General features: G+C 39.6%; 18 protein-coding genes, 1 pseudogene and 1 riboswitch. Of the genes and pseudogenes, 10 read left to right on the top strand and 9 right to left on the bottom strand.

Features of this window, described 5'->3' with window-relative positions:
- The first annotated feature begins 15 nt into the window (after positions 1-15).
- Positions 16-465, top strand: coding sequence for a DUF948 domain-containing protein (locus MKX62_RS13865; protein WP_340741663.1), 450 nt, complete (start codon positions 16-18; stop codon positions 463-465).
- A 47-nt stretch (positions 466-512) separates the two neighbouring features.
- Here the strand turns inward: MKX62_RS13865 and MKX62_RS13860 are convergent, their stop codons facing one another.
- The 4 genes and pseudogenes from MKX62_RS13860 to MKX62_RS13845 form a co-directional block, all read right to left on the bottom strand.
- Positions 513-1,046 (bottom strand): DUF948 domain-containing protein, encoded by a 534-nt coding sequence (locus tag MKX62_RS13860; RefSeq protein WP_082786505.1) that lies wholly within the window; start codon positions 1,044-1,046, stop codon positions 513-515.
- A gap of 27 nt (positions 1,047-1,073) precedes the next feature.
- Entirely contained in the window at positions 1,074-1,490 is a 417-nt protein-coding gene (locus MKX62_RS13855) for a DUF948 domain-containing protein (RefSeq protein ID WP_067206796.1), read from the bottom strand.
- 141 nt (positions 1,491-1,631) lie between these two features.
- Positions 1,632-1,766, bottom strand: a pseudogene (locus MKX62_RS13850) (anti sigma factor C-terminal domain-containing protein); the annotation flags it as partial.
- Positions 1,767-1,920: 154 nt separating this feature from the next.
- On the bottom strand, positions 1,921-2,676 hold the full coding sequence (locus MKX62_RS13845; protein ID WP_340741662.1) for an NRDE family protein: 756 nt from the start codon (positions 2,674-2,676) through the stop codon (positions 1,921-1,923).
- A gap of 294 nt (positions 2,677-2,970) precedes the next feature.
- Here MKX62_RS13845 and MKX62_RS13840 point away from each other — a divergent pair, with 294 nt between their 5' ends.
- The 5 genes from MKX62_RS13840 to MKX62_RS13820 all read left to right on the top strand — a co-directional run bounded on the left by MKX62_RS13840 (position 2,971) and on the right by MKX62_RS13820 (position 7,282).
- Positions 2,971-3,342: a hypothetical protein gene (locus MKX62_RS13840; protein WP_340741661.1), complete on the top strand. Its 372-nt coding sequence runs from the start codon at positions 2,971-2,973 to the stop codon at positions 3,340-3,342.
- 96 nt (positions 3,343-3,438) lie between these two features.
- On the top strand, positions 3,439-4,065 hold the full coding sequence (locus MKX62_RS13835) for a LysE family translocator (RefSeq protein WP_067206787.1): 627 nt from the start codon (positions 3,439-3,441) through the stop codon (positions 4,063-4,065).
- A gap of 920 nt (positions 4,066-4,985) precedes the next feature.
- A complete protein-coding gene (locus tag MKX62_RS13830; RefSeq protein ID WP_340741660.1) occupies positions 4,986-5,414 on the top strand; it encodes an Rrf2 family transcriptional regulator in 429 nt (142 codons plus the stop codon).
- A 138-nt stretch (positions 5,415-5,552) separates the two neighbouring features.
- Positions 5,553-6,194, top strand: coding sequence for an NAD(P)-dependent oxidoreductase (locus MKX62_RS13825; protein ID WP_340741659.1), 642 nt, complete (start codon positions 5,553-5,555; stop codon positions 6,192-6,194).
- Between the two features lie 23 nt (positions 6,195-6,217).
- The gene (locus MKX62_RS13820; RefSeq protein WP_340741658.1) at positions 6,218-7,282 is read left to right on the top strand and encodes an LLM class flavin-dependent oxidoreductase; all 1,065 of its coding nucleotides are present in this window, start codon (positions 6,218-6,220) and stop codon (positions 7,280-7,282) included.
- Between the two features lie 851 nt (positions 7,283-8,133).
- On the opposite strand, the gene MKX62_RS13815 is transcribed toward MKX62_RS13820, so the two are convergent.
- Together MKX62_RS13815 and MKX62_RS13810 are read right to left on the bottom strand one after the other, a co-directional pair.
- The gene (locus tag MKX62_RS13815; protein ID WP_370569994.1) at positions 8,134-9,408 is read right to left on the bottom strand and encodes an acetylornithine deacetylase; all 1,275 of its coding nucleotides are present in this window, start codon (positions 9,406-9,408) and stop codon (positions 8,134-8,136) included.
- A 211-nt stretch (positions 9,409-9,619) separates the two neighbouring features.
- A riboswitch (TPP riboswitch) is annotated at positions 9,620-9,722 on the bottom strand.
- A gap of 17 nt (positions 9,723-9,739) precedes the next feature.
- Entirely contained in the window at positions 9,740-11,926 is a 2,187-nt protein-coding gene (locus MKX62_RS13810) for an S-layer homology domain-containing protein (protein ID WP_340741657.1), read from the bottom strand.
- Between the two features lie 232 nt (positions 11,927-12,158).
- Between MKX62_RS13810 and MKX62_RS13805 the strand changes: the two genes are divergently transcribed.
- Positions 12,159-13,187: an NADP-dependent oxidoreductase gene (locus MKX62_RS13805; RefSeq protein ID WP_067206771.1), complete on the top strand. Its 1,029-nt coding sequence runs from the start codon at positions 12,159-12,161 to the stop codon at positions 13,185-13,187.
- A 96-nt stretch (positions 13,188-13,283) separates the two neighbouring features.
- Here MKX62_RS13805 and MKX62_RS13800 read toward each other — a convergent pair whose 3' ends face one another.
- Positions 13,284-14,201 (bottom strand): PhzF family phenazine biosynthesis protein, encoded by a 918-nt coding sequence (locus MKX62_RS13800; protein ID WP_340741656.1) that lies wholly within the window; start codon positions 14,199-14,201, stop codon positions 13,284-13,286.
- Positions 14,202-14,242: 41 nt separating this feature from the next.
- Positions 14,243-14,788: a hypothetical protein gene (locus tag MKX62_RS13795; protein WP_340741655.1), complete on the bottom strand. Its 546-nt coding sequence runs from the start codon at positions 14,786-14,788 to the stop codon at positions 14,243-14,245.
- Between the two features lie 226 nt (positions 14,789-15,014).
- On the opposite strand from MKX62_RS13795, the gene MKX62_RS13790 reads away from it, so the two are divergent.
- The 3 genes from MKX62_RS13790 to MKX62_RS13780 all read left to right on the top strand — a co-directional run bounded on the left by MKX62_RS13790 (position 15,015) and on the right by MKX62_RS13780 (position 17,078).
- Entirely contained in the window at positions 15,015-15,647 is a 633-nt protein-coding gene (locus tag MKX62_RS13790) for a TetR/AcrR family transcriptional regulator (RefSeq protein WP_067206763.1), read from the top strand.
- On the top strand, positions 15,640-16,782 hold the full coding sequence (locus MKX62_RS13785; RefSeq protein WP_340741654.1) for a DUF418 domain-containing protein: 1,143 nt from the start codon (positions 15,640-15,642) through the stop codon (positions 16,780-16,782). The genes MKX62_RS13790 and MKX62_RS13785 overlap by 8 nt, the downstream gene beginning before the upstream one ends.
- A gap of 98 nt (positions 16,783-16,880) precedes the next feature.
- Positions 16,881-17,078, top strand: a complete 198-nt coding sequence (locus tag MKX62_RS13780) for a hypothetical protein (RefSeq protein WP_067206759.1) — start codon at positions 16,881-16,883, stop codon at positions 17,076-17,078.
- 118 nt (positions 17,079-17,196) lie between these two features.
- On the opposite strand, the gene MKX62_RS13775 is transcribed toward MKX62_RS13780, so the two are convergent.
- Positions 17,197-17,721 carry a 5' nucleotidase, NT5C type gene (locus tag MKX62_RS13775; RefSeq protein ID WP_067206758.1) on the bottom strand — a complete coding sequence of 175 codons (525 nt, stop codon included), beginning with the start codon at positions 17,719-17,721 and terminating at the stop codon, positions 17,197-17,199.
- Positions 17,722-18,910 lie beyond the last annotated feature (1,189 nt).

Genomic DNA, 18,910 nt, shown 5'->3' with positions numbered 1-18,910 from the left:
ATGAGGTGATTCAATATGGATTGGTTAGGTATTGGTGTACTCATTATCGGAATCGCATTTGCTATACTCGTCATTTATTTATTGAAACCGATTAAAAAACTAGCGTCTGTACTTGGAAGCCTCCAACAGACAACAGATCGTCTGCCAAAGGTATTAGACGATGTAACAAGCCAAGCCACGACCGTACTTCAAGCAAGCAATACGACACTCGCTAACGTCAATCAACAAGTAACTGATATTAGTCCAGTATTCCACATTATCGGAGAGGTAGGTAAAGAGGCAGAAAAGTTCACATCCGCTGCTCTTGATAAAACAACTTCGTTAAAACAACAAACTACTGGCGCAAAGGAATTTGTGACAAGCAAAAAGTATGAAGGTATCTTTGGCCTACTGTCATTCCTATTCTTCCTTTCACAGAAGAGACACGAAATCTCAGAAAAAATGCCTAAAACAAAATCAATTTAAGCAAATAAAAATCGTGTGAAGGGAATCTTAATCCCTCCACACGATTTTTATTCTCCCCTACTAACAGCCTCTTTTGCTTCTTCTTTCATCTTATTAATAGCAATTGTATGTTTCTCACCTTCGCTATACAAGTTTTTCCCAAGAATTACACCAGACCGTTTTTTAGCCATTTTAGTTTTTCTCATTGTATAGAATCCGAGAGCGGCAGTACCATATAAACCACCCAATCTCTTATCCTGCTTGTCTCTATCTGCTTCGCTCATTTTATTCTTAGCGGAAGCAGTCAAATCGACAAGTGAAGAGGACAATATCCTTGTAGACTCACCAACATCACCGACGATATGAAACAAAGGTGACAGCGTTCCAAGCTTTTCATTGACATCAGCAAGAGTGTTATTACTATTTTGGATTAAGTTCCCTGTCTCCTGTAAGATGCCGTCCAATTGAGTTGGTAGTTGTTCAATTGTCTTATCAACACCATTTAAAATAGAAGCAACATTATTCAATACGCGTGCGAGATAAATGGCAAGTACCAATAACGCGATTCCAATCAGCAATACGCCGATTCCCATTAAATCCATATCCATCCCTCATTTCAATTTTTTAAATTAAGTACGTTTTCCACGTTGCCAAGAAGTTAATAGGCTTGAAGCGAATTCAGAAAACTGAATGACGCGCACGAACGGTTTTATCCCCGGCAATGAAGAGTTTTGTGCATAGCGCTCAGTTCGCACTTCCAATTCCTCACTCAATAATGATGACGAATCCCCAACATGCTTGACCGTATAAAAAACACTATTTAATGCCAGTGATTTTTCTTCAATATCTGTTGCCGTAGTATTTGCCTCCGCAATCGTTCGTTCCAATTCAATAACCGACTTATCCAGTTTAGTTTCAAACGTACTGACAGTCTTTCCAACAGTCCCAATGATACCTGACACGCGGAAAAGCAATTTTGCAAAGTATACTGAAACAAGCGCAAACGCGATTGCTACGATAAACACGCTAATATGTATGAAAGCCATTTATCTGCAGCTCCTTCCTTCTCATTTTATACCACTTAGACATGGCCCATGAAACATAAGTATTTTTATGATTAATCAGAAGTTAAAAATCAATCCTTTCTACCTAATCACAAACAACCACTTTATCTCATTCTAACAGATTTATTCTGCATCCCAATTCCAATACGTAATTTCACCTAATGAAACGCAATGAATTCCTTTTAATTCTTGCAGTTTCATTAATTCTTTGACTGGACCTGTAACAACCGCACCGTTCGCTTGGAAACCCTGGTCCCTAAAATGGTCGTACTTCTATAAAATGTTAGGGTCTATTTTGAGCTTTCTATAGCTTTTTCAATTAAGACTGAAAAATGTTTCTGATCAACTGAATCGATTGGCAACTTGCACACTAGATATTCGGAATTCTGTATATGTATTTGTGGTAAATACATCAGATGAAATACTTCCTTTCATTCGCCAATTCTCCGTTTACAAAAGTACGCTCAACGAAAGTAATGCTTTGATCATGCCCTACTAACAAAACAGTAGACGAACGGGTTCCATAATTAGGAGTTTTGATGAAGAGCGGTGATAGTTGCCGTTCGAGGTCCAAGCCTACCCCCGTATTCGGCAATAGTGCATCTGGCGCGACGTCAGCATCAGAAATGAGTTCGAACAGTGCATCAGTATCAATAATAGCGTGTTCCAATACATAATCCCGAAGTGTAGTTCTCCCCTTCACCACTTTCGGCCAAGCAGTGTTTAGAAATTGATTGCTCAAACCATGTGTCCCTGCGGATACTTCCATAATTTCTGGTTGCTTATTGGAAAAGTAGAATAAGGAATCAGCATCACCAACGAGAATGTTGAATCCTGCATAATCATCTTTTCTCTCTTTTAACGTTTCGAGGAAAACTTCGGGCGACACGTTCCCCGCCAAAAAATTTGTGACGATATCCCCCCGCGTTTTTTTGTCGGCATTAGCTTCTCCCGGATCACGGTAATTCGTCAATGCTGCAAATCGACCAGACTTCGTTATACCGAGCCAAGTCCCCATATGCAATAAATCACGTCCTGCCAATATATCAGGCTGATCCGTCCAAAACTCTGCGGAAGCTGTCGGACGTTCATAAAACTCATCTCGATTTGCAGCTACAATCAATTTGTACATCGGATGGTCAGCGTAATGAAAATTAATCAGACACACTTTCTCACGTCCTTTTAACCTCTATTATACATTGAATCAATACTAAGTTTCTGAACAATGATGTATCATAAATTCATTCGGTTAGAAATTGACAAAAAACTAAATTCTCGTTCACACTAGTAATAATCTATGCTCCTTTTGTTAGTGTAGGGCACAGATTGAATCATAATTCCCCTCTCTACAATTGGTATTTTTTATTTTTCTGCAAGTAATTTAGATATAGCAATCAATTGTTTTACATATTTCCACTAATAATTCAGTGGGTACCTTAGATTTAGGAGGTGAATTAAAACTATGATGTTAGAAATTAAAAATAAAAATACATTGAACAAAGCTAAAATTACAACCTTTATATTTTACACTATTTTTTTCACACTGCTTGTAGGTTGTAAACAGAGTAGCACAGATTGGGCATTCCATTTTGTAGTATGGAACGAAGATATATACGAAATTGATAAATCGGTTATTGTTGATGTAGAGAAAGAAATTGGCACGGTGAAAAAGTATGTAGAAAATGAAGGATACTATAAAGGGGTTTTTTCAAATTTCGTTCCAAAAGGTACAAAGTTATATAAGATAAAAGATATAAATGTTAACGAAGCAATAGCAGTAGAGTTAGATGGCTATTATATTGAAGCGAGAAACCAGGGAAAGTATGGAGAATAAAAAAAGGCATTTGGCACTAATGCAATTCCGAATTTTTTCTGTACCAGCGGCCTTAAATTTAGTTTGTTTATTAAAATAGTCGAAAGGGGTGGTGAAATGCTTGATATCTCTACTTTGAGCGCATTTATTATCGTCGTCATCGGATTGTTTTTGATACCAGGACCTGCTGTCTTATTAACAATTACCCGGGCGGCACAGGGAGGTCGTAAAACCGGAATCATGACTGGGCTTGGCATAGCAACAGGAGATTTCATTCATACGTTATTTTCTGCTGTCGGATTATCAGCAATTCTAATGACTTCCGCGGTTGCTTTCAATGCTGTGAAATTCGCGGGAGCGTCCTATTTATTATATATGGGTATTCGGGCGATTTTGGCAAAAGCTTCGACAACCAAGATGCCTGATATTTCACAGGTGTCAGCATCACGCGCTTACGGGCATGGTATTTTGGTGGAAGCTTTGAATCCGAAAACTGCTCTTTTCTTTTTAGCTTTTTTCCCACAATTCGTAAAGCCGGAAAATGGGTCAACCTTTATCCAATTTCTAATTCTAGGCATTATTTTCGTTGCATTGAGTATGATCTATACAACAATTTTGGCAATTGGTACGGGTACGATTGGGCGACTGATGAAGCCGAGATTAGGGATTGGCCGGTGGGGCGGAAAAATTTTAGGATTAGTTTATATCGGCATTGGTTTTAAAGTCATTTTTCAAAGTCGTTAACACTTTATTGTTCTAGATAACTACATTTTTCAATAAGAGGTTTCGTGAAGTTAACAAGAACCGGTTCTCTAAAATTTGTTTAGTATAAGTCCCTAAAACCATAATTTCCAGCTCTGTATCAAGATCAAATACCCTATATATGTTGAACAAATGAATATGGCGTATGCACTTTACAAGGCTTTTGGGAGGTTGTTGAAAAGCCTGATACCTAGCATAAAATAGAACTCCTACCAATACCGCTTCGACGCCTTGTGGATGCCTCCCGCGATAAGCCAGAAAGAAGACCCCTTTCAGTCTTATCGCTCCGGCTACCACGAAGACGCGCCTTCGCTGGATGTTCTATGTGAGAAAGCGCATTTCATTATTAGTGATGAAATCTGCAACCTAGATTGCGTCTTTCTAGACTATAATTATATATGTTGAATCCGGTATATATACTGAGCGAAGGCGCCTTAACAGGGGTAGCCAACCGAACAACGAAGAGTTCGGTTTGTATAATTTCTGCGTTCTTTGCAGAAATTATACAGTTAATGCCAAGTGGTTATTCCAGATAGGTTAAAGAATACCTCATCTGGCTTATGGCGAGAGGCATCCCCTAGCGCCGTAGCGGTTCTATGGAATTCTTTATTTCAATTTATATAGTATCAACTAGTAATCACAATACAATCTCTCCATATACAACTCAAAATCACATTTCTTTCGATCATGAACACCCTAGCTCAGGTGCGGCAAAGGCATCCCCAAAGCGCCAAGCGTTCTACAATCCACACCCCGAATTAATACTCTCTCCTTATTGAGTGCCACAGAGATTCAACGGGGTTCTTTAATTTTATAACACCCACTCCCCATCACTTGAATAATAACAATTGACAATCAATACGCGCTGTAACTATAATGATTACACCGGGAGGTTACTTGCAATGAAAATCAGTAGTCGCTTTACAGTTGCAGTTCATATTCTATCCCTCGTGGCGATTGAAAGTAACGAGCTTTGTACTTCGGAATGGATTGCGGAAAGTGTGAATACAAATCCTGTAGTCATACGAAGAATAATTGGTAAACTAAGAAATGCAGGACTTATTCAAGTTCGGCAAGGTCTTGGGGGAGCTACGCTTCAAAAATCTTTAAAAGATATTACTTTACTCGATGTGTACAGAGCAGTCGAAGTCGTGGAAGAAGGCGAACTTTTTCAATTTCATGAAAAACCAAATCCAAATTGCCCGGTTGGCGCCAACATTGAGGCAGTTCTTGAGCTGATTTTACTTCGAGCTCAAGAAGCGATGGAATCTGTGTTACATGAAATTACGATGGAAGAATTAGTATCGGTATTAACACAAAAAATCGGATAGTTCATTCGATTTTTTAGCCGTCGCTGTAACTGTAACCATTACAGTTACATTTGGATTAATTATAGCCAATGGCTTCAAATCACTAGGCGCGCATTATTTTATGTGCATAAAAAAACTAATTTACTGGAGGATTTAAACATGAAAATTGGAATTATCGGAGCTACAGGAAAAGCAGGAAGCCTTATTGTAAAAGAAGCGAATGACCGCGGACACGAAGTAACAGCTATCGTTAGAAATGCAGCAAAACTAACTGAAGAAAATGTTGTCGCCCTCGAAATAGATATATTTGATCTACAAGCTGAAGACCTTCGTCAATTTGATGTTGTTGTAAATGCATTCGGTGCTCCTGCAGGACAGGAACATCTTCATCTAGATGCCGGAAGAGAGTTAATAGAGGCGTTTGAAGGCGCTCCAGAAACAAGATTAATTGTTGTAGGTGGCGCGGGAAGCTTGTTTGTAGATGAAGCAAAAACCATCCGTCTAATTGACACACCGGAATTCCCTGAAGAATACTTTGCAACTGCTTCCAATCAAGGAAAGAACTTAGAAGACCTGCAAAAGACGAGTGGAGTTAAATGGACATTCATTAGCCCAGCAGCATTCTTTAATCCTGAAGGAAAAAAAACGGGTTCGTATCAAAAAGGAAAAGACAATTTAATCGTGAACTCAAAAGGTGACAGCTATGTAAGCTATGCTGACTATGCAATTGCAGTTCTTGATGAAATCGAAAATCCTCAACATATAAATAAACGTTTCACCCTTGTTTCTGAAGCGGAATAACTTAGTTTTAGGAGATGAGAACAATGCAAACAGAAACTAGGAAACCCGGAATTGAAATTGGAATATATACATTTGGGGATCTTGGTCCAGATCCCCTAACTGGAAAAACAATAAGTATTCAACAGCGCCTTCATGAAGTATTGGCTATTGGAAAGCTGACTGAAGAAGCCGGACTTGATATTTTTGGTGTCGGTGAGCATCACCGCTTAGACTATGCCGTATCAGCTCCGCCAGTTGTTCTGGCGGCAGTGGCACAAAACACGAAGCGTATTAAATTGACGAGTGCAACGACTGTTTTGAACACAGTCGACCCTGTTCGCCTATTCGAGGATTTTGCTACACTCGATTTAATTTCGAATGGTCGCGCTGAGATTATTACAGGTCGTGGTGCATTCGTTGAATCTTTTCCGTTATTCGGTCATGACTTAAACAATTATGACGAACTGTTCGATGAAAACATACGACTGCTTCAAGAATTGAATACCAATGAAATCGTCAATTGGAATGGGTCATTCCGTTCGCCTTTAACTAATTCTATGATTGCCCCGCGCCCTGTTCAAAATAAACTGCCGATTTGGGTTGGTGTAGGTGGAACACCTGATAGTGCAATACGAGCTGGAAAACTTGGAACTGGTTTAGCATTAGCTATCCTTGGTGGGGATCCAATTCGTTTCAAACCACTTGTTGATTTGTATCGCCAAGCTGGCATAAGTGCCGGACATCGTGTAGAGGATTTAAAAGTGGCTGTAACAGGACATACGTATATAACAAAGACATCCCAACAAGCGAAAGACGAATTTTATCCTTACTATGCAAATTATTGGGGATATGTGAACAAACAACATGGAATGATTACGAGAATATCCCGCTCTGATTTCAATTATATGGCCAGTCCCGAAACCGGATTATTTGTCGGCAGCCCTCAGCAAATAATTGAGAAGATTCTCCACCAACACGAACTATTTGGACATCAACGATTCATTGCACAAATGGATATCGGCGGCTTGCCGTTTTCTAAAGTCGCAGCGAGTATTGAAATGTTAGCAACACAAGTAGCTCCGATCGTTCGGCGTGAAACGGCTCGTTAAGGTATCTCATAATAATCTATCTGGAAACATAGAAATCAATTGATACCGTATAAGTAATAGCTTCACTTATTTATATGTTGAAACACATGACTGCTTACTTTTGTGATAAAACACTAGAAGCCTTATGTACATGTGCTTTTGAATCGCTTTGGACTGAACGACTACTGCACCATTATCGGAATTTCTTGCAGCGTAGGATGCGACTTTGTCGCATCCTACGCTGCTTTTTCGTTAATTGTATGGGGGCCCTTCGTCCACCGCTCTTCAAAGGTACAGCTACACTAAGTTCTGATGCTTTTGGGAACGAGTGAATAACTACATTCCTATCCATAAAGGGGCAGCCAAAGATGCAATTTTGGCTGCCTAATCCCACTCTATAGTATTTCCTTTTTGTATTTTAGAAAGGGTCACTTTCTATATGGCATCACATTGTTACTTGTATGATTTTTGCCAAAGTAAGTAAGGAAAGCTTGTTAAATGCAGCAGAGTGCCCGAAATTTCATCTTCGGGCACTTGCAACTTTTATAGAAAGGTAGTTATTCTTCCATCTTCCAAAGTAGTTGCATTTTCCACTTAAACATTGTAGGTATGTGGTGGACAGTTAGTTGTAACAGGATTACCGAAAAGAGTGTAGCTGGCATTTCCAGCCACATTTAACCCGCGGTAAAGGTGTTGTAATCATTTCGTCCAAAGCTAGCCGCAAATGTACAAGTCAAACGTAGACTTTTAAGCTTTTCTTAAGGTTTAGGCTGTCCCTTGTAAGGTGCCTTCGCTTAGTTTATATAGGCATCCATTTGTTCAACATGTAACAGTTTAATAGTAGTAGATGAATGGGGAGATTACTTGCACTCCTATTTTTTCGTATTACACCACTCATTTATAAATAACATAAGCGTCTTGGTAAATACCACTAATTCTTCAATGTTTATCTTTTCATCGACTGAATGTGCCTCTTCCAACTTTCCAGGACCATAGATAACAGTTGGAATTCCTGCTGCTCCTAGCCAGCCCGCATCTGTTACTGATCTCGACATACCTATTATTGCAGGACTTTTTTCGGTTTGTTCATGACAATGCGCAAGAAGTTGAACAGCTGCATGGTCCGCATTCATTTCAAGCGCCGGAAATATTTCTCCACGTTCTTCAATCATTGATTTTCCACCCCAGCGAAAGTGAATGGGATTTTCTCTTAACCACGTGTCTGCTTTTGCTACATGGTTCAAATGCTCTTCGATTTCTTTTGTTACAGATTGATAGGTTTCATTCGGATAGAAATGAACGGTGATCCAGAGCCGACATTCATCCGCCACAAAAGCTGCATGCCTTCCTCCTTCTATAACTGCTGGATTAATAGTAGTGGTGCCAGGCGCAAAACCCGGATATTTTTTTGTCACAGCCCAGTGACGTTCTAAATCTTGTAATCCAGCAATAACCTTCATCATCTTTTCTATCGCACTAGCCCCATTAACCGAACCGCCTGCATGAAGCATACTCATCCTCATTGCATCATGGAAAACTTCCTTACTTTTAATCGTTATCCAGCCGGTAATCACACCACCCTGACCATGGATTTGACGATCACTGCCATCGACTACAAGTGCAAAGTCTGCTGTATAGCCTTTTTCCATACATGAAAGTGTTCCTGCCTCTCCCGCTTCCTCCCCAATGACAGTCTGAATTTGCAAATCACCTTTCAGTTCCACACCTAGTTCGTTTAATAATTTAACGGCTAGTAAAGTCGCCGCTACTGCACCTTTCATATCGGATGTTCCTCGCCCATATGCGTTGCCATCTTTAGTCGTTAGTTCAAAGACAGGCACAGTCCACTCTGTTTCATCCCCCACTTCCGCAACGTCTATATGTCCATTAATGATTAGGCTGTTATACAGGTTTCCATCCGTTCCCTTTTTAACGCCTACAACGTTCGGGTCGCCAGGAAATACATCCCAACTAACCGTTTCAAATTTTTCTTGTGCTAAAAAATCTTGAATATACCGCTGTACGCCTGTTGTATTTCTTGCCGGTGGACTAACTGTCGGGAAACGAACGAGGTCCGCTAGCAATTGCACTAACTCCTCTAGACGTTCATCAACTAGGTTACTAATTTTATTTTCCATTTTACTCATCCATCCCTTATCTATATTTTTGGTAGGTGAATCTATATACGTTGTAATAAAGAATTCCATTGAATTCACTACGGCGCTAGCCCTTGTAATGCGCCTTCGCGCAGTTCACTATCTTTATTTCATTTGTTCAACATATATACACTGGAACAGAAAACAGCCGCTTTCCATAATCGGAAGGCGGCTGTTTTCTACGTATATAAAGACATTGAGTGTAGAGTTTCAGCTGCTTCCCTACGCTAGTATGAACTAGATCAGGTTCGAAGGGTTTACATCTATGATGTGTCTCAGCCTAAACGGCTCCCCTAGCAGTATCTATTTAGTTTTTTCTTCTTCACAATGCATCTGTTCTTTCTTCCCCTTTAGGAAGATAGTTCGATAAGTCGATATCACGTAACCCGTTCTTTATTTTAGTTGTGTAACCTAAATTTTCATTCGATAAAAACGAAGCTTTTGAAGCAATCATTTCTTCTAATAAAGGCAAATACGTCGGATCAATATCTTTCCAAAGTTTGTACGAATTTATTAAATCCTCTAAAGTCAGATGCTTGTAATCATCGCCTTTATAGTCACGTAATGCGGAAATACGATACCAAATATCGCCATTATCACGAATCCAATCCTCTTTATCCGCTACAATCGCTGTTTGTATAGCCTGCGCTGTATCTAAATACTTCTGATCACCGAACTCATTATAAGCCATGAGTAAAACGTTCATACCGCCCAACACATGATTCATAGAGGCATGCGTCGTTACTTGCTGTGCAATCGGGAAGTAATCCGCGATGTAGTAAGACTCGTCATTCACAGGAATGACGTTTCCTTTACTTTTTTGTGAGACTAGTAAGTCAGCATAATTACGCAATGGCTCTTTCGCATTCTCAATTCCAAAATCAGCACCACTATTATAGTAGAAAAGCGCGATTTGCTCATTAAAACGTGTATCAATGAATGGAGCTGTAATGTCATATAAATCTTTCAAATAGGTGCTTGTAACTTCTGTTTCCCAATAATCTTTGTCACCTTTGAAATTCTTCAAGTTAACAAATGAGTTGTAAATTAAGTTCTCAAAATAACGATCCTCTTGCTCATTATATAAAACCAGCGCACGATCTTCTTTTAATAGAAGTAAGTTCCGCCCATATCCTTGCCCTGTATCAGGCATTGGCTCTGTGGTTATCGCCATTTTATTGTATGGGCCACCCGCCGTGTACCAATTATTACGTTTTTTATAATACTTAGCTGACTCAAGCATCCAGCTCTCCATATTCTCTTCATTCGCAAATAATTGGTCATCCGCATTCATATACCACTGATCTACAATGTCATTGCCTTTTGAATTTAACGTATGCACAGATAATAATGTTGTTCCAACCTGAGCATAAGACAGTGCCTCTTTTTCACCGAGCAATTGACGCATGTAACTGTAGCCATCATTCTCATACTCTAATGACAATTGCTTTGACAAATAAGACTGACCAACCATCCGCTCCTTCACTGATCCATCTAGCTTCACAAATTGGAGTAAACCTGTCGGATAGGATGTTGTGTCACTGCCAAAAACATCTTTATCATTACGTTTAATCTTGTATTTATCATAACGGTTTAGCTCAAATGAAGCCACTTCATTTTCTTTTTGAATGACATCTACTGTTACAGCAGATTCAGTAGGGTTAATGATTTTCGAAAATAAGAAGTAATCGCCATTATCAAATGAACGAACCGTTAACTCAATGGTCGCACCTTCTATACCGATGTCATAAGTGTAAATATTATCTCGTGAAAATGAGTTATCGATTCTCGTATGATTCGTGAAAAGTATATTCTCTGTCGATCTTAGGTAAATCGGATGTTCATCAAATGACACCTTCATTAAATTCACAGCAGAGGGAATCCGAGTAAAATTAGGCGACAGCTCTAAGTTCGTTAATTCATATTTTTTGGTAGTTGCAATGTTCCCCTTCTTCACAAGTACTTGATGCAGAATCACCGCAAAAGTAGCGCGGTCTACTTGTGATCCGTGATTGAATAGACCTTTTTGTATGCCTGGCATAATTCTGTATTGTGGAACTGCGCCTACACTTCCTTTATCCAATGAAATAAGACTTGGCCATTCGATTAATGCACTATCTTGCAAATTAAATGCATCTACTAATGCCAACTCCATTTGCCTACGTGTTAAAGGTTCTTCCATACCAAAAGAATTGCCTGTCACGTCTTTGATTAAAAATTCATATCCCGCTTTTGTAAAAGATTGAGTAGCCTCTCCAACTGTCATTGCTAGATCCGGACGAAATTGCATATCGCCGTAACCCGTCAATATGCCCATTTCTACAAGTTGCATAACTTCATTTTTCGCCCAGTGGCTATTTGGAATATCCGTAAATTTTGCAGCTGTCGTGACGTCTTCTGATTTAACGACTTGAGCTTCTGCCGCGTTAGCTGTTAATCCAACAGTAGCTGACGTCGGTAAAGCTACCGTTAATGCTAAAGCGAGAAACATTGTATTTATTTTCTTCATTTTTGTTTAAAGCCCTCCTTTAGTTAAAATTAATAACATCAAATTATAGTTAAGTATAATTATAACACTTTTGGATACTATTTTGGAGTTCGTCCACAGGAGAAAGCAAGGCTGAACAATAGCAATTCAATGGAAAAGAAACACCAGTCCATAATCATTGACCTTAGTAACTCTTGAGTGTTAGGGTTTTCACTTGCCAACTAATTCGGCAAACTACAAAGGAGGAATTGCAATGAAGCAATTGATACAACAGGAAATTCACCTAGCAAATCGTCCCAAAGGAATGCCTGCGAAAGAAGACTTTACCTTTGTAAAGAATTCAGTTCCCTCACCAAAAGTAAATGAAATTTTAGTACGGACGCTTTATTTATCTGTTGACCCATACATGCGTGGAAGAATGCAAGATGCCAAGTCATATATTGCTCCATTTGAATTGAATAAGGTCATTTCAGGGGGTGTCGTAGCTGAAGTAGTTGAATCCCAGTCAGACGCCTTTAAACAAGGTGATGTCGTTGTTGGGAATCTTGGCTGGGCTGAATATACCGTAGCTACTCCAAATGAAATTCGCAAAATAGACCCTAAAATGGCACCTATTTCAACACATTTAGGTATTCTCGGCATGACAGGTTTAACTGCCTATTTTGGATTGCTTGATATCGGAAAACCCCAAGAAGGCGAAACGGTCGTCGTTTCTGGGGCTGCCGGGGCAGTTGGATCAGTAGTTGGACAAATCGCGAAAATCAAAGGTGCCAAAGTAGTAGGTATTGCAGGTTCAGATGAAAAGATTGACTACTTATTGAATGTACTCGGCTTTGATGCAGCTGTAAATTATAAAAAGGATAGTTTCTGGACAGATTTAAAAAATTCCGTACCTGCTGGAGTAGATGTCTATTTCGATAATGTAGGCGGCGACGTTTCAGACGCTGTTTTTACAATGCTAAATCGAAATGCTCGTATTCCATTATGCGGATCAATTTCTTCCTACAATGCTGAAGGAAAAGATAGAGGTCCACGTATTCAATCAGCTATGATCAAGACGAGCGCTATGATGCAAGGCTTCACGCTAGGCGATTTTGCCACTGATTTTGAAAGAGGGTTTACCGACTTAGGTAAATGGCTACTGCAAGGCAAACTGAAATATGAAGAAACAATTGTTGAAGGATTTGAAAATACACCAGAAGCATTCCTTGGTTTATTTAAAGGAACAAATCTGGGAAAACAGCTCGTAAAAGTGGCTAATCCTGAATACGCGAAACTTTAACATTTAATGTAAAATAGCATGACCTGCAACTTCCAAATACTTATTCAACAATCTCCTCAGGTTACTAAATGAGGAGATTTTGTTTTGTCAAAAAATCTAAACCTTGTTGTGTTTGTTCGTAACAAAAACTATTTCAAGCTCTTTTACATATACTGCAGTTCCTGTAATTTCAATATCATAACTTTTTTCATTTTTCGAGACTTTAACTAGTACACGACCATCCTTTCCCATTTCATGTCCTTGTTCTACTAAAATACGTAGATGGTTTTCGAAGTTTCTATCTATGTATTCGGCGTAATAAGCACCCATCACTCCTGAGGCTGTTCCTGTAACGGAATCTTCAATTGTACCGGAATATGGTGAAGAGAAATGACGAGCATGCATATCTGCATTTTGATCGTACGTCTCCAAACAAAAAGGATGAATAGATGCTTTAGGTATTTCTTTTAATACGGATGGAAATAGCTCATTGTTAGCTTTCATTTTATTAAAAATGCTAAGTTTCTTAATTGGAACTAACAATGTCCATGAACCTGTACTACCATATACAGTGGGTAAATCAGATTCTATATCATCTCTATTAATTCCGATTGAATGGGCCAATTCTTCGTACGAACCGCTAAAGTCTTTTAATTGTGGGGAATCTTGTTTCATAGTTATGTATTCCTCACCATCCGCTTGTGAATCTATTCTGATAGGTAAAATCCCTACTTTCGTTTCAATTGTTAGTTTACTCTTATCATTCAATAAATTCTTAGACTTTAAAGCATATACAGCAGCAATTGTTCCATGTCCACATAAATCCATTTCTTGTCCTGGTGAAAAATAACGTATTCCAAGATCAGCCACATTCGAATTGACTAAAAATGCAGTCTCGTTGAAACCTGCCCTGTAAGCTATTTCTTGCATCTCAAAATCTGTTAAATCATCCCCGTTCAGCACTACTCCAGCAGGATTCCCTTTGTTTGGCTCTTTACTAAATGCGTCATAATGGTAAATAGTTATCGATTTCACTCTTCATTTCTCCCACCTAAAATAAATATATTATCCACTCTTCATTTCCATACAGTCATATACTTCTTACGGTATTTGATATCTTCTTCTGTCTCAATCAAACCCATTGCTATCTGTTTAATTTCTTCCTCTTTTAATGCATCATATAAATTTTTCAAGCCTTGAATCATATCAAATCGAATCAAGGTGTAATGTTTTTCATGCACACCGTTTTGAAAACGTTCCACTATATGATGAATCACTTGTTGTTTTTGTTCCTTTCCAGCTAAGCCCACTCTCCATATCGACTGTAAGCTATGTCGGGCTGTAACAAATTTCGGATCTTTGGTCACTTCCCATAACGCTGGAAAATCGCCTAATATACGTTTTTCTGGATCACTTTTCGCAAGACCAGCTAGGAACTGAGCACCCCTAGATCTTCGATGATTATCGGAATCTGTTAGCCATTCCTTTAATTCGTCCCAAACTTCATAAGCCCAGTCCACTTCTTCTTTTACAGCTGCATTAATAGCATTAAACGCTTCCAATTGAACATTTTTGTCCTTTGCTTCTAGGTTTTCAAAGTAGGATCGGGTTACACTGTCCACTTGATTCATCTCCCTCTCAATAAAAAGTTATTTACTTACGACATTACATCCTACCGATAAATATACAGTGAACCCCCTCATATATCTATCGCTATACTTCATTAATAAATTGACCGTGAAATTTCTCCGTGTTAAAATCTGATTGAGTGATCAATTAAAAATTTGATTGTACAATCAAATTAACTTGGAGGAATCATAATGTATATAAATAATAGAGGTCATATAAATGAAGGAAGATAACAAAGTTGAAGGAAAAAAATCGTTTATCGCAGAAGCAAGACGTGACCAAATTGTGGAAGCAGCAATTAAAACCCTTGATGAAATTGGATACTTAAAAGCCAGCCTTTCTCAAATTGCTAAAAGAGCGGACATCAGTACCGCATTAATTTCTTACCATTTTTCGGATAAGAACGATTTGATGAACCACCTTCTGATGAATCTTGTAGAAGGGTCAACATCTTATATCTTAGAGAGAGTTGGTCGAGAAAATACAGCTTTTGAGCAACTGAATACATTCATAGCGGCAAATTTAGCATATCAAGGTACGCATCCGACACGTTATACGGCTCTGATAGAAATTGTCTTTAATGCCAGAACGCCCGATAACATTCCCTACTATAAATTAGGCGATGATGAAGAGGACCAAATCATGTATGAACTACAACAAATACTACATTATGGTCAAAAACAAGGGGAATTCGGATCTTTTAATGTAGTAGTCATGGCCAGTATGATTCAAGGAGCTATCGGAGAGTATATGGCTCACACTGCTATAACAAAAAAAGTCGACTTGGATACGTATAGCAGCGAGCTCGTGAAAATTGTTAATCAGGCAGTAAAGGGTAACAAATTTGACTAACGTTACTCTAAAGTCAAATCCTATCTCCAATTATGATCGGAAGCTTGCTCCGGATCTTGCCCGCGGCTTTATGCTACTGTTCATCGCATTGGCACACGCCCACGTATTTCTATACGCCGCCGATCGAGAAATCACAAAGGTTGACCAGATCGTTGTATTGTTTCGGCAAGTCTTAGTTGACGGCCGTGCATTCCCTATGTTCTTTCTCCTCTTTGGCTACGGTATGGTCCAGCTCATGCTTCGTCAGGAAGAAAAAGGTAACGATTGGATTTCAATTCGCAAGCTGTTCCGCCGGCGAGGCTGGTTGATGATTCTCATCGGTTTCTTGCATGTAGCACTATTATTCGAAGATATCATAGCATTATATGGCCTGGCTACCCTTCTCTTGGTCGGATTCCTCCGTGCATCAGACAAGAAGCTTTTATGGATTGCTGGAATATTTCTTGTTCTAGTAGCAATCTTTGGTTCATTGATGCCTCGTGGTTACGACGCCTTAGTAGATAACGCTGTACTCTCCTCAATAGCGCTGGAGAACCCATTTCTCGCTAGCGCTATCCGTATTCCGGAGTGGATTATCTACACACCTTTGCTTGTCTATCAGGTCGTCCCTGGCATGCTTATCGGAATTTTGGCGGCACGGCGGCGAATCCTCGATAATCCGGAGCAACACCTGCTCTTGCTTGTGCGCACTTCAATGATTGGTATTGGTCTCGCTACTGTCGGAGCAATCCCGTTGGCACTGATGTCCTCACAGTATTGGACTAATCCATCGTTTGGAGCGCAGACGTTCGCTACTATTCTACACACCGGTACTGGCTATGCAGGTGGATTGGGCTGGGCAGCGTTTATCGGATTGTTAGTCATCAAGCTTGGGGAAAAACGAGGACCCATCACTATGGCTATCGCCGCAGTAGGACAGCGCTCGATGACCTTTTACATTTTTCAATCGGTCGTATTCATCGCTGTTTTTGCTCCGTATGCCGGCGGTCTAGGTGCACATATGGGCCAAGCCGGCAGCGATGTCATCGCGTTATTCACCTGGCTCCTCTCAGTAGTCATCGCCGATTTCATGCGTCGCGCTAATGTGAGAGGTCCTGCGGAGACCTTGTTGCGAAAGCTGTCTTATCGTACTTGATTTACTGATTGGGATAGTCGTTAATTTAGGATGCACCAAGGTTGTTAATTAAGAAAGCGATTGTGTGAAGGAAGTTACTCAAGAAAAAGGAGATTACAATGAATTTTATAGAGAAAGTATTTAATTGGATGGTAATGATTGGACTAGGATTATTAGTAGGACGAATTATTACACTTGTGTTTAGACTTCTGGATATTCCGTTTACAACCTTTTTTAAAGACTACAGTATCATTTCATTGATCATTTTAATAGTAGGCGCGATTGGTTCACAAATGATGAAGGATAATAAAAAATAAAAGGTATCTGGTACTAATACAATTCAGGGTTGTATCAGCACCAGATACCTTAAATTTATAATACCCCTCTCTTCCTTTGATGAAGATGAGGGGTTATTTTTGATTCTATCGCACTAATTTACTTAAGAAAATAATCCGCGGTATCTTTCCAATTGTTTAATCGCGTATATCCGGTTGTATGGACATTATGTGGAGCTGTGAAAAGTAGGCCCTTCCCCTGAAATGTTTCTAAATTACTTGGCGTATCGTCTATCAAATAATCTGCAAGAATTATGCTTTTATCGCCGCAAAAGACGAAATTCTTTTCATTCAAAAAACTGAAGTGTTTCTTTAACCAGCGATATTTTGGTGCTAACGAAGCTGGAAACTCCATTGCTGCGGTTACAATATATATTTCATAGCAAGCACTTAATTCTTTTATCACTTCTTGACTATCTTTTATCACGTCTAACTCCAAGAAAAATAATTCGTTTGCTAAATAGTGGTCCACTTTCTTTTCAAATCTAGCATCTAATTCTATGAGTTTCTTGCCATGCAAATGGTGGTCCGTATAACTTTCGTTAAATTCATCATTAAATAATTCTAGACATTTAGCGCTAAAATGCGATATGACTTCATCCATATCAATCGCGATACGTTTCACAACATTTACCCCTTTATGATTCATCTCATGATTCTACTATTTATGTTGACATAAAGAATCCTCTCAACAACGCTCGGCGCTTTGTGGATGCCTCCCGCGATAAGCCTGACAGAAAACCGCGAGGGCACTGAAAAAGTACGATATCCTTCAATCCCGTTGATTTCCGTTCCGAGCGGACGCTTTCCGCGGGCACGGCTTCAGCCAATCGAACAGCAAAGGGTTCGATTGGCCGTATTTCTGCGTTCTTTGCAGAAATAAAGGCATTCTTGCACCGTGCTCCCAACGCTAGCGCTTTTGCTCGCAAAAGCCGTTCTTCGTAACGGCTCTTCACTACAATCAACTAGTTCTTACTATAAAAAAGAACTTTTTCAGCGCCCTCCAAAACCGCTGTGTGGCTTATTGCTTCGGCTACCCCTATGAGGCGCCTTCGCTGGAGATTATATAGAATCATTAGTTCAACATATATATATGTATTGAACTAATGACTACGGCGTATGCGCTTTACAAGGGCTTTTGGGAGGCCACTGAAAAAGCCCTAGTACTTGAAATAAATTAGGATTCCCCCTAATACCGCTTCGGCGCTTTGTGGATGCCTCCCGCGATAAGCCAGAAAGGAAACCACTTTCAGTCTTATCGCTCCGGCTACCACGAAGACGCGCCTACGCTGGATGGACTATGTAAGAAAGAGCTTTTCATTATCTGCGATGAAATCTGCAATCCGCATATACATCTCAAAATCACATTTCTCTCGATAATGAACATCCTAGCGCAGGCGCGGCAAAGGGGTCGCCGATGCTGTAATACTGGATGCGAAGCGCTAATCCAGGCTTACTGCGTAGAGCATCCCCAATAGCGCTAAGCGTTCTACAATCCACACCCCGAATTAATACTAGCTCCTTATTGAGCGCCACAGTAAATTTAGTGGGATTCATTAATTCAACATATATAGCATGCAATTGTCATTCATATACTGACTAGTGCTGTGCACGGCTTATCTGAAATTTATGCCCCACAACATTTTTTATACTTTTTTCCACTTCCGTGCCAAGCAACCTCTGAATATCAGAAATATCCTCAGGCTTGTCCCCCACTTTCAAATGTAATATTCACGAGATTCTGTGCACTCACACAATTCAAAAGCTGTGACATCCACCAGAGTTTCCAACTTTATTCAGCAGGGGTTTGAATC

The sequence above is a fragment of the Sporosarcina sp. FSL K6-5500 genome (genome assembly GCF_038005665.1).
Classification (GTDB): Bacteria; Bacillota; Bacilli; order Bacillales_A; family Planococcaceae; genus Sporosarcina; species Sporosarcina psychrophila.
This window is presented reverse-complemented; position numbering and strand designations above follow the sequence as displayed.